19 protein-coding genes and 1 other annotated feature are annotated in these 16,828 nt (G+C 35.4%); of the genes, 8 read left to right on the forward strand and 11 right to left on the reverse strand.

The genetic code is table 11. From position 1 onward, the window contains the following. Positions 1 to 72 precede the first annotated feature (72 nt). The 3 genes from FMG_RS09825 to pepD all read left to right on the forward strand — a co-directional run bounded on the left by FMG_RS09825 (position 73) and on the right by pepD (position 3,142). Positions 73 to 198 (forward strand): L-serine ammonia-lyase, iron-sulfur-dependent, subunit alpha, encoded by a 126-nt coding sequence (locus FMG_RS09825; RefSeq protein WP_231840048.1) that lies wholly within the window; start codon positions 73 to 75, stop codon positions 196 to 198. A gap of 232 nt (positions 199 to 430) precedes the next feature. Next, positions 431 to 1,642, forward strand: a complete 1,212-nt coding sequence (locus tag FMG_RS01165; protein WP_012290239.1) for a DUF819 domain-containing protein — start codon at positions 431 to 433, stop codon at positions 1,640 to 1,642. Between the two features lie 84 nt (positions 1,643 to 1,726). Next, a complete protein-coding gene (pepD, locus tag FMG_RS01170; protein WP_012290240.1) occupies positions 1,727 to 3,142 on the forward strand; it encodes a beta-Ala-His dipeptidase in 1,416 nt (471 codons plus the stop codon). 714 nt (positions 3,143 to 3,856) lie between these two features. On the opposite strand, the gene FMG_RS01175 is transcribed toward pepD, so the two are convergent. From FMG_RS01175 to FMG_RS01225, 11 genes are all read right to left on the reverse strand, one after another. Continuing rightward, positions 3,857 to 5,020, reverse strand: a complete 1,164-nt coding sequence (locus FMG_RS01175; protein ID WP_012290241.1) for a pyridoxal phosphate-dependent aminotransferase — start codon at positions 5,018 to 5,020, stop codon at positions 3,857 to 3,859. A 1-nt stretch (position 5,021) separates the two neighbouring features. Next, a complete protein-coding gene (locus FMG_RS01180; protein ID WP_012290242.1) occupies positions 5,022 to 6,377 on the reverse strand; it encodes a phenylacetate--CoA ligase family protein in 1,356 nt (451 codons plus the stop codon). Continuing rightward, complete coding sequence (locus FMG_RS01185) at positions 6,370 to 7,263, reverse strand: thiamine pyrophosphate-dependent enzyme (protein ID WP_012290243.1); 894 nt, start codon at positions 7,261 to 7,263, stop codon at positions 6,370 to 6,372. The genes FMG_RS01180 and FMG_RS01185 overlap by 8 nt, the downstream gene beginning before the upstream one ends. Beyond that, on the reverse strand, positions 7,256 to 8,401 hold the full coding sequence (gene porA, locus FMG_RS01190) for a 2-ketoisovalerate ferredoxin oxidoreductase subunit alpha (protein ID WP_012290244.1): 1,146 nt from the start codon (positions 8,399 to 8,401) through the stop codon (positions 7,256 to 7,258). The genes FMG_RS01185 and porA overlap by 8 nt, the downstream gene beginning before the upstream one ends. After that, positions 8,398 to 8,691 carry a 4Fe-4S binding protein gene (locus tag FMG_RS01195; protein ID WP_035111237.1) on the reverse strand — a complete coding sequence of 98 codons (294 nt, stop codon included), beginning with the start codon at positions 8,689 to 8,691 and terminating at the stop codon, positions 8,398 to 8,400. The genes porA and FMG_RS01195 overlap by 4 nt, the downstream gene beginning before the upstream one ends. Continuing rightward, positions 8,672 to 9,208 carry a 2-oxoacid:acceptor oxidoreductase family protein gene (locus tag FMG_RS01200; RefSeq protein WP_012290245.1) on the reverse strand — a complete coding sequence of 179 codons (537 nt, stop codon included), beginning with the start codon at positions 9,206 to 9,208 and terminating at the stop codon, positions 8,672 to 8,674. The genes FMG_RS01195 and FMG_RS01200 overlap by 20 nt, the downstream gene beginning before the upstream one ends. 51 nt (positions 9,209 to 9,259) lie before the next feature. Then, positions 9,260 to 9,485: a binding site (T-box leader), on the reverse strand. An 85-nt stretch (positions 9,486 to 9,570) separates the two neighbouring features. Beyond that, positions 9,571 to 9,882, reverse strand: a complete 312-nt coding sequence (locus FMG_RS01205; RefSeq protein WP_012290246.1) for a DUF5960 family protein — start codon at positions 9,880 to 9,882, stop codon at positions 9,571 to 9,573. A 2-nt stretch (positions 9,883 to 9,884) separates the two neighbouring features. Continuing rightward, complete coding sequence (locus FMG_RS01210) at positions 9,885 to 10,220, reverse strand: hypothetical protein (protein ID WP_041250570.1); 336 nt, start codon at positions 10,218 to 10,220, stop codon at positions 9,885 to 9,887. Next, on the reverse strand, positions 10,210 to 11,628 hold the full coding sequence (locus FMG_RS09945) for a Y-family DNA polymerase (RefSeq protein ID WP_002841464.1): 1,419 nt from the start codon (positions 11,626 to 11,628) through the stop codon (positions 10,210 to 10,212). The genes FMG_RS01210 and FMG_RS09945 overlap by 11 nt, the downstream gene beginning before the upstream one ends. 10 nt (positions 11,629 to 11,638) lie before the next feature. Beyond that, a complete protein-coding gene (locus FMG_RS01220; protein WP_012290248.1) occupies positions 11,639 to 12,181 on the reverse strand; it encodes an ImmA/IrrE family metallo-endopeptidase in 543 nt (180 codons plus the stop codon). A 4-nt stretch (positions 12,182 to 12,185) separates the two neighbouring features. Further along, positions 12,186 to 12,590 carry a helix-turn-helix domain-containing protein gene (locus FMG_RS01225; protein ID WP_002839810.1) on the reverse strand — a complete coding sequence of 135 codons (405 nt, stop codon included), beginning with the start codon at positions 12,588 to 12,590 and terminating at the stop codon, positions 12,186 to 12,188. A 180-nt stretch (positions 12,591 to 12,770) separates the two neighbouring features. Between FMG_RS01225 and FMG_RS09905 the strand changes: the two genes are divergently transcribed. From FMG_RS09905 to FMG_RS01245, 5 genes are all read left to right on the forward strand, one after another. Beyond that, positions 12,771 to 12,896 carry an LDCC motif putative metal-binding protein gene (locus FMG_RS09905; RefSeq protein WP_262348791.1) on the forward strand — a complete coding sequence of 42 codons (126 nt, stop codon included), beginning with the start codon at positions 12,771 to 12,773 and terminating at the stop codon, positions 12,894 to 12,896. A gap of 362 nt (positions 12,897 to 13,258) precedes the next feature. Beyond that, on the forward strand, positions 13,259 to 13,930 hold the full coding sequence (locus FMG_RS01230; protein ID WP_002834944.1) for a ZinT/AdcA family metal-binding protein: 672 nt from the start codon (positions 13,259 to 13,261) through the stop codon (positions 13,928 to 13,930). 67 nt (positions 13,931 to 13,997) lie between these two features. Further along, on the forward strand, positions 13,998 to 15,314 hold the full coding sequence (locus FMG_RS01235) for a metal ABC transporter substrate-binding protein (protein WP_012290249.1): 1,317 nt from the start codon (positions 13,998 to 14,000) through the stop codon (positions 15,312 to 15,314). After that, positions 15,315 to 15,986, forward strand: a complete 672-nt coding sequence (locus tag FMG_RS01240) for a metal ABC transporter ATP-binding protein (RefSeq protein WP_002839747.1) — start codon at positions 15,315 to 15,317, stop codon at positions 15,984 to 15,986. It abuts the gene before it with no gap. Next, positions 15,980 to 16,819 carry a metal ABC transporter permease gene (locus FMG_RS01245; protein ID WP_002839819.1) on the forward strand — a complete coding sequence of 280 codons (840 nt, stop codon included), beginning with the start codon at positions 15,980 to 15,982 and terminating at the stop codon, positions 16,817 to 16,819. The genes FMG_RS01240 and FMG_RS01245 overlap by 7 nt, the downstream gene beginning before the upstream one ends. Positions 16,820 to 16,828 lie beyond the last annotated feature (9 nt).

Raw genomic sequence — 16,828 nt, forward strand, 5'->3', positions numbered from 1 at the left:
TATAACATGCCCTCTTAACTATATATAAGTAAGAGGGCATTTCTTTTTCTAACAAATTAGTTGATTACAAACTTGGTAGCTGGCGATGGCTTGTTAAAAGATGATATAGAAGAAACCATCAGAAGCATCGGTTATGTTGCCAAGGAAGGTATGAAAGAAACGGATATTATTGTGCTTAACACAATGATTCAAAAATAAATTATAAGGAGTACTGGCATAGGCTGGTACTCTTTTTTTACTTACAAAATAGAAACATTTTCATAATTGACACAGAAATGACTTAAATTTAACGTTTAATTAGTACATAAAACGCACTATAATGCCAAGTAAAATACTTGTAATTTTATAACAAATTTTAGGAAAATACTTGCATAAATTTTTTCGTAGTATTATAATTTAATTAAATAAAATATTTTGAAGGAGGATTCTTATGGGATCATTTATTAGTGCCGAAAGTACTTGGATACTTTGGGCTGTGTTGGCTTCATGTGCTGCTCTTGCAATATATTTGGAACAAAAATATACATGGGCAAGCAAGGTTACAGGATGTATTTTGGCTTTGACTTTTACTTTAATTTTGTCAAACCTTAAAATTATTCCTACAGAAGCACCGGTTTACGATGCTGTATGGAGTTATGTAGTTCCGTTGGCTGTACCAATGTTGTTATTCAACGCTGATATCAAAAAAATTGGTAGAGATTCAGGAAGAGTTTTAATTATTTATTTATTAAGTGGTATTGGAACAATTTTGGGTGGATTTGTTGCATACTTTGCTTTGAAAAATGCAATTCCTGCTTTGAATGATATCGTTCCTATGTTTGTGGGTACTTATACTGGTGGTTCAGTAAACTTCGTTGCAATGAGTCAACAATACAAGGTTCCTGGAGCAACTGTATCAGCTGCATTAGTTGCAGATAACTTACTTATGGCTTTATATTTCTTTTCATTGATGGCACTTCCAACAATGGCTGTTATCAAGAAACACTACAAGATGCCACTTGTAAATGCTTTGGAACAACAATCAGAATCTGATATGGAAGCTAATAAAACTATGGCTGCAAAATATTGGGGAGCAAAAGAAATTTCTCTCAAAGATATCGCTTTCACAGTTGCATTATCATTTGTTATTGTAGCTGTATCAGACAAATTAGCTACACTTTTTGGAGATTTATTCAAAGGTGAAGGTGCTGTAAGTGCTATCTTAGGCGGATTATTGGGAAACAAATACTTGTTAATGACAACAATTACTATGATTATTGCATCAGCATTTCCTAAACAAATTTCATCTATCAGAGGTAGCCAAGAAATTGGTACTTTCTTGATTTATTTGTTCTTCGCAGTTATTGGAGCTCCAGCATCAATCGGATTAATTTTAAGAGAATCTCCATTGTTATTAGTATTCGCATTAATCGTTGTACTAATCAACTTAGTAGTTTCATTGATATTTGGAAAACTTTTCAAATTCAATATCGAAGAAATCATCATCGCATCAAATGCGAATGTCGGTGGACCAACTACCGCTGCAGCAATGGCTGTATCTAAAGGTTGGACAGAACTTATCGTTCCTGCACTTCTGGTAGGTACGTTAGGTTATGTAATTGGTAACTACTACGGTATTCTTTCGGGAATATTGTTACATTAATTTAGAAATTTGAACACATTCTTTGGGTTAATCTCAAAGAATGTGTTTGTTTGAACAGTAATTTGAACAGAAAAAGGAGAAAATATGTTAGAAAATTTAAAACCGGAAAGAGTGTTTCATTATTTCGAAGAATTGACTAAAATTCCAAGAGAATCTGGAAATGAACAGGCAGTTAGTGATTTCTTGTACAAGACTGGAAAAGAATTGGGACTTGAAACTATACAAGACGAAAGTAACAACGTTATAATCAGAAAACCAGCTCATCCAGATTATGTGGATCATCCTGCTGTTGTAATTCAAGGTCACATGGATATGGTCGCAGAAAAAGCTGATGGAGTTGATCACGACTTTTTGACAGATCCTATTCCTCTTGTTGTAGACGGCGATTGGGTTAAAACAGAAGGCACTACTTTGGGTGCAGATGATGGTATTGCAAGTGCTATTGGACTTGCAATCATGGAAGACAAAAACGGTAAGCACCCTGCACTTGAATTATTGGTTACAACTAATGAAGAAACTACAATGGTCGGAGCAAGGGCATTGAAGAGAGAAAACATCAAAGGAAGAAAACTTTTGAATATTGACGCTGAAGTAGAAGGAATTTTGTTGTCTGGTTGTTCAGGTGGACACAACATAATAGGAACTAAAAAGTTAAATTATGTGGATAATAAAATGAAAAATACTTTTGTAATGAATATTAACAACATGCTCGGTGGTCACTCAGGAATGGAAATTCACCAACAAAGAGGTAACTCCATCAAATTTGCACGTGAAGCTTTGAAGTTAATCGAAGAAAAATCACCTGTAGAAATTGTTAGTATAGAAGGTGGAACAAAACACAATGCTATTCCAAGAGATGCGAAAGTTGTGTTCAGTTCAAATGAAGACGACTACGATATTGATTTTTCTGATTTAATTGCAAAATATCCATTGGATAAGGATATGAGAGTTAAAATCGAAAAATGTGAAAACGCAGATAAAGTATTGGATGAAAAAAATAAGGAAGATATCTTATCTTTCATCGAAGAGGTTCCTCACGGAGTTTACAGCATGATGCAAGAATACCCAGATATCGTTGAATGCTCCAACAACTTGGCTATTTTCGAAATAAAAGATGATGTGTTGAAGGTAACCATTTCTCTTAGAAGTTCAAACCCAGAAACATTTGATGCACATACTGAAGATGTGTCAAAAGTTTATGAAAAATACGGATTTGAAGTTAAGAAGGAAGATTATTACAAACCATGGGCATTTGCAAAAGATTCTGAATTGAGAAACTTGGCGCTTGAAACATACAAAGATTTGTTTGGAAAAGAAATGAAGGTTGAAGTTGTTCACGCAGCATTGGAGCCAGCAGTGTTTATCGACACATTCCCAGACATGGAAATGATCTCCATAGGACCTACTATGAAAGACGTTCACAGTCCTAAGGAAAGACTTTCAATAGAATCAACACAAAGAACTTACGAATTTGTGAAATCACTTCTAGAAAGACTTTAGTTTTTGACAAAATAAATCACAGAGAAAAACTGTGATAGACAAACCCTTATGCATAGTAATCGACGATTTTGTTGTCGTGTGCATAAGGGTTTTTTTGTTTTCTTGTCCCTGTCATGTTTCTGTGTCCAGCGATTTGTAATTATGTGAAATGAAGTAGATTACCAGCTTTGCTAAGATTGCATTGAAACAAACCAAAAACATCGTAAACAAGCGAATCATTCGGAAAAAATTGTTTTAAATTCAAGCGAAATGAAACGTTAAGAAATCGCACTGTCTGAGCGTCAGCGAGTTTGCGATTTTAGTTTCATGAGCTTTGAATTTTCCAATTTTTGTAGACAGATGAGTGGGTTACGAGTTTTTGTGTTTTCTTATTCCTGTAAAACGTAAACGTCCAGTGATTTTTGAAAATATTTGTGAGTGCATTGAAACAAAAGTAGATTACCAGCTTTGCTAAGAATATCATACGGAGAAAATTTAGTTGATTTCAAATCGAAAAAATCCGTCCAAAATTTGACCGCGTAAGCGAAGCGTGCTTCAAATTTTAGGATTTCGAGATTTAGAAATCACAAATTTGCGTAGTCTAGATATTCGTGCAAACTGGTTTTCTACTTTCTTTTGTCTTGAAACTACTTTTTATTTCACAACATAGCAAAACCGCAATTAATGTCGCGGTCATTGCTTAGGAGTATTTATTTGAAATTAGCTAGATTTATTTTAGTCAACCAACAAATCGTTGATTTTTCGAAGGCGATTGATGGCTTCAATTAATGTGTCGTCGTTTTTTGCAAAATGAAATCTCACATAATCGTTGTTATCGTCTTTGAAAAATGACGAACCAGGAACTGGTGTTACGCCGATTTTTTGTGACAATTCTACGCAGAAATCATAGTCTGATTTGCGGTTGAATTTGGATATGTCGACCATCACGAAATACGTTCCTTGCGGAGAGTAGAAGTCTAGTCCGATTTCTTTTAATCCGCCTAGGAAAATATCTCTTTTGTGAGTGTATTTTTCTTGTAGTTTTTCGTAATATTCATCACCGAAATTAAGTCCAACTATCGCCGCTTCTTGTAGTGGGGCTGCTGCTCCGACTGTAAGAAAATCGTGCACTGATTTGATTGCTTGTGTGATTTCTTTGTTTGCGATTGTGTAGCCAAGTCTCCAACCTGTAATTGAGTATGTTTTGGAGAGAGATGTCGTGGTGATGGTTCTGTCTTTCATTTTTGGTAATGATGCAAAATATGTGTGCACGTATGGTTTGTAAACTATGTGTTCGTACACTTCATCTGTCACGACGTATGTGTCATATTTTTCTGCAAAATCTGCTATTATTTGTAATTCTTCTCTGGTGAACACTTTTCCAGATGGGTTAGAGGGATTGCAGAGGATGATGGCTTTGGGATTTTGTTTGAATGCATTTTCCAATTCGTCTATGTCAAAATCAAAATTTGGAGGGTTTAATTTTACAAATATTGGATCTGCTCCAGACAAAATCGCATCGGCTTTGTAGTTTTCATAAAATGGAGAGAATATGATAACTTTGTCACCGGGGTTGGTGATTGCCATCATGCTCGCCATCATTGCCTCTGTACCACCGCATGTTACAACGACGTTTTCATCAGGATTTGTGGTGTTTCCTGTGAGTTTTTCGTGTTTTTTTGCGATGGCTTCTCTCAAATTTTTCGCCCCACAAGTTATGGAATATTGATGTGGGCCTATCAGAGAAATTTCTTGTAATCTGTTTAATATTTCAATTGGCGGATCAAATTCTGGGAATCCTTGCGCCAAATTGATAGAATTGTATTTGTTGGCGACAAGTGTCATTTTTCTGATGACAGATTCGGTGAAACTTGTCGCTCTATTTGATAAGTTTTTCATTTTATTGTCTTTCGTCTATAACTCTGTTTGCTTTGTGAGTTTGTCTTGGAAGATATCCGTCTTCGTGGATGATGATTTCGTGAGGTTTCACACCAAGTCTAACTTTCAGTTCTTTCCATATATTTTCTCTTAAAGCTTCTACATCTGTGATGTTGTCGTTCTTTTCGACTTCAACAGAATAAGCTGTGCTTAGGTTTTTGTCGAAGATTCTGATTCTGTATTCGCCAGTGATTCCTTCGACTTGTCTGATTGCGTGTTCCACATCTGATGGAAATACGTTCACTCCAGATACTATGAACATGTCATCTAATCTTCCGATTATGTAAATTCTTGTAGATGTTCTGCCGCATTTGCATCTGTCTTTATTTACATATCCGATGTCTCCAGTTCTAAATCTAATCATTGGTCTTGCTTGTTTTCTCAAAGATGTGAAGACTAATTCTCCGACTTCTCCTTCTGGTAGAACTTTTCCAGTTTCAGGATCGATTACTTCAACTAAAATTTGATCTTCAGCGATATGAAGTCCATCTTTTTGTTCACACATTGCAGCACACGCTCCGAATATGTCACTTAATCCGTAGAAATCATACAAATCAGCGTCCCACAATTCTTCGATTTTTTCTCTTGTGGCATTGATTGATCCACCAGGTTCTCCTGCAACGATTATTTTCTTCAACGATAATTCTTTTGGATCATAGCCGTGTTTCTTGGCAGTTTCACCCAAATACCACGCATAAGAAGGAGTCGTCCAAATTATAGTTGGTTTGTAATTTACAATTATGTTCAATAGTTTTTCAGATGGAATTGTGCCTGCCCAAATACAAAGTGCGCCGACATTTTGTGCTCCGATTACATCAGGACCTCCGACAAATAACGAGAAGTTGAGTGCATGAACGTAACGGTCACTTTTTCTCATTCCGATTTGGTAGAAAAATCTGGATTCTACGTTTTGGAATTCGTCGAGGTCTTGTTGTGTGAATGGAGAAATCGTAGGAACTCCAGTAGATCCTGAAGATGCGGAGATGAACACTACGTCGTCTTCACTTGTGCAAGCCATTTGTCCAAGGAAACTTCCCTTGTGTTGTGTATCACGTTCTGTTTTCTTGTTGATAAATGGATAGTTTGCAAGTTCTTCAAGTGATGAAAATTCGTATGGATCTAACAAATTTTCGTCGAAGCTTTTTCTGTAGTATTCGGAGTTTTCGTAAGCGTGAACCAATATGTTTTTTAATTCGTGTAATTGTAGTTTTTCGATTTCTTCACGGCTTAGTGTTTCTAATTCTTCTTCCCAGTATTTTGATGTTCTTAAACTTTCTAATTTTTCTTTTGTAATTTCTTTAATGTTGTTTCTAATCATGATAGCTCCTTTTAAGTTTGTTTTCGTAATTTTTGATTGTGTTTTCTTCAATTAAATCTATTTCTTCATCTGTCAAATGTTTGTATCTTCTTTGTTTTCTGATGTAATCGTGAACTGATTTTCTATTTTTGATTTCTTTGATAGAATATTTTCCATTTTCGTATTCTTCTAATGGGAACATGCAATTGTCCACGATTTCTTTCGCCAAATCAATCGTATCGTCTGTATTTGTACCCCAACCGACTGGACAAGGGGAGAGGACGTGAATGTATTTGGTTCCACGGATTTTGGATGCTTTTTCAACCTTGTCGATGTAATCTTGAATGTAGCCGATAGATGCAGTGGCTGCGTAAGATATGTCGTGGGCTGCGATTATATCGAAAATATTTTTCTTGTTTCGAGTGTTTCCGTGGATGTTTTTTCCTGCAGGTGTTGTAGTTGTCGATGAGCCAAATGGTGTCAAGGACGATTTTTGAATTCCTGTGTTCATGTAGGCTTCGTTGTCGTAGCAAATGTAGATTACATCGTCACCGCGGTCTATTGCAGCAGATAATGTTTGAAATCCAATATCTGCCGTAGCACCGTCTCCTGCAAATCCAACAATTTGCAAATCTTCAATCCCCAAAGATTTCGCTCCTTCGTAAATTCCAGAAAGCATTGAGCCTGTTCCAGCGAACGTCGAAATAATCGAGTTGTTCTTGAAAGCTAATTGTGGGAAATTAAATCCAACTGCCGACATGCAACCTGCTGGAAGAACCGAGATTGCTCTTTCTCCGAGAACTTTCAAAGCGATTCTAACTGCAAGTGCTGCTCCACAACCAGAACATGCTTTGTGTCCGTAAAAATATTCGTCTTGTGTAATTGTTCGTTTATTTATGTTACTCATTGCACTTCGCTCCTATAAAATTAAGTTCTTCGCCCTTTTGTTTAAGTTTTTCGAAAATCTCTTTGATGTTATCTCTTGTGATGTTGCGTCCTCCAAGTCCTCCAACGAAATTTTGTGAATCGATGTCTGTGACTGATTTTACATTAGTGTAGACAGTTCCGAAATGTCCGAACGAAATATCTTTTTCCAAAACCCCAATTCTTTTCACGTTTTGAAGTTCGTTTCTCAATTTTTCTGTTGGAAAAGGTCTGATGTATCTTAGTTTCAAGTATCCGACTTTTTCACCTTGTTCTCTTAATTCATCGACTACACTTCTGATTAATCCAGAGATTGATCCGATAGAAATCAAAACATAATCTGCATCTTCAACTTTGTAGGAATCAATCACACCACCGTGATCTCTATTGAAAATTTGTTTGAATTTTTCTCTTGATTCTTCGATTATTTCCAAAGAATCCACAACGGCTTTATTTTCTCTGATTTTCCATTCCAAATTATCACTTGGCCCCACTGAAAACCCCAAATTTCTCGGATGATTGACGTCGAATTTGTTTTCAGTTTCAAATTTCGGTAAGAACTTATCCACATCACAGTTTTCTGGAACATCTACAGGTTCATAAGTGTGTGTGAGGTCGAATCCATCCAAGTTAATCATCACTGGAGTGGAGACTTTCTTGTGTTCAGCTATGTAATACGCTTCAATTACTGTGTCCAAAGCTTCTTGTGCATCTTCCACGTACACTTGAATCCAACCGCTATCAAGTTGCGACAAGGAATCACGTTGGTCTCCGAAGATATTCCAAGGAAGTGCAGTTGAACGATTCGCATTCACCATCACGATAGGGAATTTGCCGCCAGCAGCGTAGGGAAGACATTCTGCCATGTACAACAGTCCTTGTGAACTTGTCGCTGTGAAAGTTCTCGCCCCAATTGCACTTGCACCGATTGCACAAGATAGAGCAGAGTGTTCACTTTCAACATGAACAAATCTTGCATCGAGCTGTTTTTGTTCTACTATTTCCGATAGTTTTTCAACCACTGTAGTTTGTGGAGTGATTGGATACGCCGAAATTACGTTTGGTTTCGATAATCTAACGCCTTGTGCTACAGCTTCGTTTCCCGATAAAAATCTTCTCATTTGCTCCTCCTTTCTATCGCATCGAAACTGCAAATCTTCTGGCAAATTCCACAACCCTTGCAAAAATCTTGATTTATACTAACGTATGAGTCTTGTTTTTCAATCGTTCCATCTGGACAATACAAGTAACATTCCAAGCAGTTTTTACATTTGTCTTTGTCAATGAAATAATCAAAACTTCGATACGAATCGTTGGTAACTGTAAGGAAACCCGCTTCGTAATATGTTCCCAAAGGATAATCTTCGATTTTTTCAAAACCGTTGAATTGTTTAAGCTCTGGCCTTTTCATTTTCATTCACCTCTTTCAAAACTTCTTCGAATAATTCTACGTTTTTATCCACGACTGATGGCGACAAATTATCTTTGAAACTTTCTACGATGCTTTGTTTGTCGATGACATCGAATTTGGAAAACAGTGCTGCGATCATTGCAGTATTTGTAATCGGCTTATGTAAAATATCCAAAGCGATTTTGGTTGCATCTACAGAAATCACATTTTTTTCTTCAAATTTTTTTGAAGAATTGATGAATACTGTGCAATCTGTAAGATTTTTTAATTCATTCACATTGAACAGCGATTCGTCGAGTATAACCAAATAATCTGGATTTTGTACTTGTGTTCTGTCTTCGATTTTTTTCGTATCTATTTTTGTAAAAGCACTCACAGGAGCGCCTCTTCTTTCTGGGCCAAACGTTGGGAAAGCCAACGAGTACAAGTTGGCTTGTTTCACACATGCATTTCCAATTATTTTAGATGCAGTGAATGCTCCTTGTCCTCCTCTTCCTCTAAAAGTTATCTCAATCATAATCTCCTCCTAATTTTTGTAATAAAAAAAGCCCTTTCTATTATCTCTAATAGAAAGGGCGAAATATCCGCGGTACCACCTTTTTTGTGTATGTAAAAATACACCACTTCAAGCTCCATCAAGCTCTAACTCATGATAACGGAAGTTGCCGTACAGTCCTAATATCGAACTGTCCCCTCAAAGACCATGTTCACCATAACATCAATTTGCTCCTCTCACCAAATAGAGCTTCTCTGTAAAATCTATTTATGACTACTCTTCTTTTCCGAAGGTTTGATTTTTAATCATTATACAATCCGAAAAAAATATTGTCAAGCATTTTTTGAAAAATTTATAAAAAAAATAAAACATTACGAGTAAATTTAACGATTATCTTCCAAATTTTCAAGTTCCATTTGTGATTTGTGGCCGACATATTGAAAAAGAATTATGGATTTGTTTTCTTTTACGAAATTTTTCCTAAACATAAAATAGTGGTCCAGGTTGTCTTTGCAATTTTTTGCATTTACCCTGAAATAATTATTTTTAGTGGAAATCATGTTTTCCAAAATGTCGTCTGTCAAAAAAGCCAGAGGAATATTGATGTTTGCGTATTTGTAAAAATCTTTCTCGAAAGCTATGAAATTGTCCGAAAAATAATCGAATTGAAATGTGTTTTTGTGTAATGTATCCATAACTACTCCATCAAATTAATGTTCAAAATCTCATTGAATTTTATCTCTATCATTTGATTGTCTATTTCAAAATATATCTTGTCTTCGAAAAAATCATATATTGTCCCGACGTATGATTTGTTGTTGTGAACGAAGATTTCAACTGTGAAATCATTCAGATAAGCTTGGCTTATCAGTAAAAGTAAACTACTCGAACCCAACGATTGAATGCTGACATTTTCAGTCATCGAATGTAGTGCTGTTGTGTGTTCTGATAGGAAAAATCCCATCCATTTCGCCATTTTTCTGTCGCAATATTCCCTTGCTGATTTGTAGGGAAGATAATTTCTAATAATCATAAGTACCGTCCATTCCGCCACAGTGACCACCAATTAGCTTGCTTCGTTCGATTACACGCGATCCTTCCATGAGAGATGTCGCTTTTTGAATGGAAGTGAACCCGTATTTGTCTCTGATTTCATCGATTGCAGATTCCAAGTTTTTCTGTTTTTCTATTTTTTCAATGTCTTCAAAAAGTGAAAAAGATATGCATGCTTCGTCCACCAAATTTTCGTAGCTAACACCAAGTCTTCTTACAGATCCTCCCTGATATTTTTGGTGGAACAACTCCATGACATGTTTCGTGAGTTGCGCAGTTGATTGGGAAGGTGAGATGGTTTTTTGTGCGTGGATGGATTTTTTGTTTTCTTTTAAGGAATATCCAACGTAAATCGACACTACAGTCGCTTTCTTTTTGATTCGTCGAATTCTAATTGCAACTTGTTCTGCGATTTCTTTGAGAACTATTTCGATTTCACTTTTCTTGGAGTAATCTTTGGGAAGAACTTGCGAATTGCCGAGTCCTTTTGATTTCCCCTTATAAGGTTGCGTGACCTTGGATTCATCAACTCCATTTGCGTGAAACCACAACTGTACGCCCATTATTCCAAATTCTCTTTTCAAAATATCGGGGTTGGAATTTGCGAGGTCTCTCACTGAAAAAATACACAATTTATTCAATCTTCGTTTCGTTCTTTCGCCGATTCCCCAAAAATCTGTCAAATCTGGAATATTCCACACTTTTTCTTCAACATCCTCATAAGACCAATTTGCCCTCATATTCACAGTTTTCTTCGCTTCATTGTCCAGTGCAAGCTTTGCCAACAGAGGATTGGAATTACTCATTCCAACTGTAGAGTACAAGCCAGTTTTGTTTCTGATTTCGTTTTGAATTCTAGAAGATATCAAATCCAATTTGTCCTTGCGAGATATTTTTGTATCGGGAACGAAATAATTCAAGCTGGTTGTCAAATCGATAAATCCCTCGTCGATAGAGTAGGGAAGAATCTCGTCTTTCGCTGCGTAATTCATAAAAATCTTCTGAATTTTCAAATTCTCCTCGATGTACAAAGCCATTCTTGGAGGAACGATGACGGTGTTTTTCGCCCAAGTTTCGATGTAATTTACATATGAATCGGTGATGGGTAAATTCTGTCTGAGAGCTGATTGGAAGTTAAACTTCCTATCGTGGACGTGAAAAGGCAAATCAAAAGCCCTACCGACGTTTTTTTTCCCGAAAACTTTCTTGAAAGTAGGAGAGCTTGCGAGAATTAATCCGCTCGCATTGTCGGAATTACTCATAACGCAAAGAGAAGTTGTCAAGGGATTCAGATTTCTCTTGACGCATTCTACACTTGCATAAAAACTTTTGATATCCACAAAAGCAATATCGGATTTTGGCTCCAAAGAGTAATCTATAAGTCCCATAACAACCTCCTTACTCGTCATCCAACGGACTGTAATCTTCCAAAAAAGTCGATTTTGGATTTTCAATATAGCAAATATCTGTGGGAAACTTGTTCAACTTCACCATCTCAGATATTTTCAAATTCAACAAATTAATATCCACACCCAACTTGTAGGCCATAGTCTTGTCGTCAGTGTACTCGCGCATCGTCTTGATCAAATCCTCATCCGAAATCAAAAGATGAGCTGCGAAAATATTCGCTTCATTTTCAAACACATCTGTAGGATTGAACACCTTGTTCTCGTGAAAAGCGTGACCATCAATGCAGTATTGCCTGTGGAGTTGGTCGTGGCCAATCTCGTGAGCCAATACGATTTTTTTCAAACTTCCAATGTTGTTCGCAATCAAAATAACCCTGTTACGAAGAATTACCTGATACACTCCCAAAAGTTTGGACGGACTATCGATATAATGAAGCTTAATTCCCAACAAATCCAAAAGCTCATCGGGATTTCTGGTGTGGTATTTTTCAACCAAATTATTTACCTTATCATATATCCATCTATTGTACATAAAACTACCTTTTATTCTTGTTTTTTCCGTATTTTTTATTCTCTAATTTGGCTTCGTAATACGCCTCAGCAATTGCGTTGAAAAGTTTGTCCTTGTCTTCTTCCGGAAGAGAACCTCCAGCGAAAAGCCCCGACAAATTATCCACCAAATTCTCCGCATCTTTCTTACCAGAATATCCAAATTTTTTAGCAGAATCCAGCACGAAATTATCCTCAACAGTCAACAAGAAATTGATGTCAACATTGAAAAACTCGGCGATTTTCTTGTACATATCTTGCGTACGAGGGCGAGTGCCTTTAGTTTCGTAGTTGCTTATAGTCTTCAAAGTCACGCCAAGCTTGTCCGCAAGTTCTGTCTGAGTGAGACCTCTGTCTTCTCTAAGTTGTTTTAATTTTGAACCAAAGCTCATTTGATTTCCTCCATAAATAAAATTAGAAGTTCAAATACAAAATATGAACTGTAACTACTAATATTATAATTTAAACTTCTAATCACGTCAAATTTTTTCTGAAATTTGAAAAGAAAAATAATTAGATGTAGAATAAAAGTGTAAACAAGTTGACATTGAAACTAAAAAGGTAGTGATTAAATGAAAATTTTTAATAAAATAAAGAAAAGTTTTGAAGAATTTTTGAAAAAATTGGGCAACGAAAATAAAAATACTTTCGGAGAAGAAAGATTGGATTGCTGCACAATGAACAAAAAAGATAAATAGAACATCACAGATCGGATTTGATAATTCAAGTCCGATTTTTTAATTTTAAAAAATTTTAAATTCAAATGATTATCATTATTGACATAACAAAAAAATAATGGTATGATTTATTTGAATAAAGCTAGTAGGATAAATTTTTAAAAAAAGTTTTGCGGATTAGACGTAATTTGCAACTAAATAAGTTTTTAATTCTCAAAAAACTTATTACATATTTAAAATTGAATAGAATGATTAGACTAAAAATAAGATTTTATTGTAATAAGTTAATTAATTAATAAAATTAGAATGCATTCAAATTTATTTTGGGATATTAATAACTACTTGTATTGTTCTACTAACAAATATAAATAAGGAGTATTGATATGAATAAATTAAAATTGATGGCTATAGTTGGAGTGATGTCAGCGGCGTTATTGCTGAATGGTTGTGGAGCACAAAAAGACGCACCGAAAGAAAACACAAAACAAGCTGAACAAAAACAAGAAGACAAAAAAGAAGACAATAACGCTACTGAAAAAACTGAGGACAAAAAAGAAGAAGTAAGCTTGTCTGATTGGGCTGGAGAATGGAACAACATGGGAAGCTATTTGGAAAAGCCAGAAGTTCAAGGTGCTTTCAAAACTTTAGCAAAAAAAGAAAATATTGATGAGAAAAAAGCAAAAGCAGATTATCTTGAAAAAAGAAAATGTGAATTCAATGGATTGAAAATCGAAGGAAACAAAATCACTTTCACAAGCAAAATTCCTTCAGAAAATGGAGACAAAATCGCTGAAACTGAGTACAAATTTGTAGAAAAAAAGGCTGTTAAACACGGATCACATATGCTAGAATGGGATGTTTTCGAAGCTGTGGATTCTAATGCGAAATATAAAGTTTTATTAATGATGCCAATTCACGGCGAAGAAGAATTGACACATTTCCACATGAGATATGGCAATGACAAGGATGAATTATTTGCAAAAGAAGGATGGTTCCCAACTTTCGTAAAACCAAACACAACTGATAAACAAATTATCGGAGAAATCGAAGAATAAGGTTTGAATATGAAATTAACAAAGGACAGGGACAACCTGTCCTTTTATTTTTGAAAAGGAGAATTAAATGAAAAAAAGACTGTTGAGTTTTCTATTAGTCTTGTGCATGATTTTGTTTGCAGGATGTTCCAATCATATGAAGAAATCTTCAGGAAAGCCTGTTATCTACACATCTTTTTTTCCAGTGCATGAATTGGTGAAGATGATTGCAGGAGATACTGTAGAGGTGAGAACTTTCATGCCGGTGGATAAGGAGCCTCATTTGTGGGAGCCATCTGCCAAGGATATGAAAAAACTTGCCGAGGCAGATTTGCTGGTAGTAAACGGAGCGAATATGGAACATTGGGTAGACAAGGTACACGAGAATTTGCCTAATTTGGATATTTTGAAGTTGTCGGATTCTGTAGAGTTAATCACATACAAAGGAGCTGCTTCTAGAGGCGATTTTCAATATATGGCAAGATTGGATTTAACAAAAGGAAAACGCAAAATAGATTTTGGGCACACTCATGAAGATATTATGAGAGTTGCGTTCTTCAAGGACAATGGAGAAGACAAGAAAGAATTAGTCAAAAAAGCAAAGGAAATTATGAATCAAAAAGGTGAGATTGTTCACCAAAAAAATACTTTTGATGTAGAAGAAGGAAAAGTATATGGCCTTGAAATGGGTCACGAATCGGGAGAAATATTTTACAACATAAAAGATGATGGCAAATGGATTTTCGTATCGGACAGAATAAGCGAAGATTTGCTACCGTATTATTTACAAGATACTAACGGTAAATTGCTTCAAGATGAGGGCAAATTAAAGCCTGTAATGGAAGGTTCTTCATCAGGGTTTGACAAGATAACTTACGATCCACATTCATGGTTATCTGTCGTAAATGCAAAGAAATATTTGAATAGTATTCAAGATAAATTGATACAAAAGTATCCAGACAATAAGAAAATTTATCACAAAAACAAATTGAAATACGTTGATAAATTGACAGATATTGATGCAGAATACAAGGAAAAATTTAGTAAATTAGACAACAAAAGCTTTTTGGTAACACATTACGCTTATGCATATATAGCGAGGGATTTTGGACTTACTCAGTATCCATTAGAGGGTCTTACTAGCATGGAAAGTCCGAGTCTTAAAACAATAAAAAAGGCTGTGGATTTTGCGAAAACAAAAAACATTACTACGGTTTTTTATGAATACGGTAAACCACCAAAAGAAGCCAAGACTTTAGCGGAAGAATTGGGAGGAGATATAAAGCCTTTGGCTTCTATGGAATTTATAACGAAAGAACAACAAGACAATAATCAAGGATATATCGAGTTAATTGAGATGAATTTGAAAAACTTATACGAATCTATGAAAAAGGCAGGTGTATAAATGAATGCAGTAACTATAAATAATTTAAACTTTGGTTATAACGAAGATTTGGTGCTTAAAGATTTGAATTTAGAGATAAGTCAAGGAGAGATGGCTCTAATTTTGGGAGGAAATGGAAGCGGCAAATCAACTTTATTAAAATTAATGTTGGGAGAATTGAAAGCTGATGACGGTGAAATCAAAGTTTTGGATAAAAATATTAAAGATTACAAGAGCTACCGAGATATAGGGTATGTTCCGCAAATAAATATTGTAAATAAAATTGCGTTTCCAATTACTTGTTTGGAGCTTGTAACGTTGAATTTGTATGAAGATTTTGGGTTAATCAAAATTGCAAGAAAAAAACATTACGACAAAGCTAGAAAAATTATGGAAGAAATGGGTATGAAAGAATATATTAATCGTCCTGTAAATGAATTGTCAGGAGGTCTTCAACAAAGAGCAATGATTTGTAGGGCGATGATTAACGAGCCGAAACTTTTGATACTCGATGAGCCTACAGCAGGTGTTGACAAGGAAAACAAAGAAAAATTTATAAAAACAATTGCGAAATTAAATAAGGATTACAACATAACAGTAATAATGGTAACTCACGAAATAAAAGAAATTGAGGCTTTGGATATTGAAAGAACTCAATACGAAATGATTGAAGGGAGGCTTGTAAAATGCTAGAATTTGCGTTTATGAGAAAAGCATTGATAGCTGGATTGATGCTTGCAATAATGATTCCGATGATTGGAATTATCATGGTTAATCGTAAAACATCCATGATAGGAGATGCGCTTTCCCATACAGCTCTTAGTGGAGTTGGGCTTGGACTTATTTTGGGATTTGATCCATTATTAGGCTCTGCAATAGTTTGTGTTGTAGCGGCATTTTTAATAGAATTAATCAGAAAAAAATTCCCACAATACGGAGATATGGCAACGGCTGTTATAATGAGTACAGGACTTGGAATTGCAGCGATATTATCCGATTTTGCTCCAGGCGGAAATTCATTTGAATCTTATCTTTTCGGAAGTATATCTTCTGTGACAAATATGGATGTGATTAATATTTCGGTGATTTTCGTATTAATCTTAGCGGTATCCATATCGCAATACGCAGGATTATTGGCGATTTCAATCGACAAAAACATCGCTCGTCTTGCAGGCGTAAAAGTAAATCGAATTAATGCAATATTTACTTTGTTATCTGCGATTACTATTGCACTTGCAGTGAAAATAGTTGGCGCGTTGATGGTGACATCTTTGATCGTGCTTCCAGTAGCAACAGCTCTTATTATCGCAAAAAGCTACAAGAAAACATACATCATTACAATAATATTGGGTGTTTTGTATATGATGTTGGGAATAGTTCAGTCATATCAATTTGATATCAAACCGGGAGGAGCAATTGTAGTAAATGCAGTTATAGGAATGATAGTTTTCGTAGCATATTCAAAAATCAAACAACCAAATAGGAGAAACTTTTCAAATTCAGAAAATAATGCTAAAATAAAGTAAACATAAGAT

The sequence above is a fragment of the Finegoldia magna ATCC 29328 genome, assembly GCF_000010185.1.
Lineage (GTDB): Bacteria > Bacillota > Clostridia > Tissierellales > Peptoniphilaceae > Finegoldia > Finegoldia magna_H.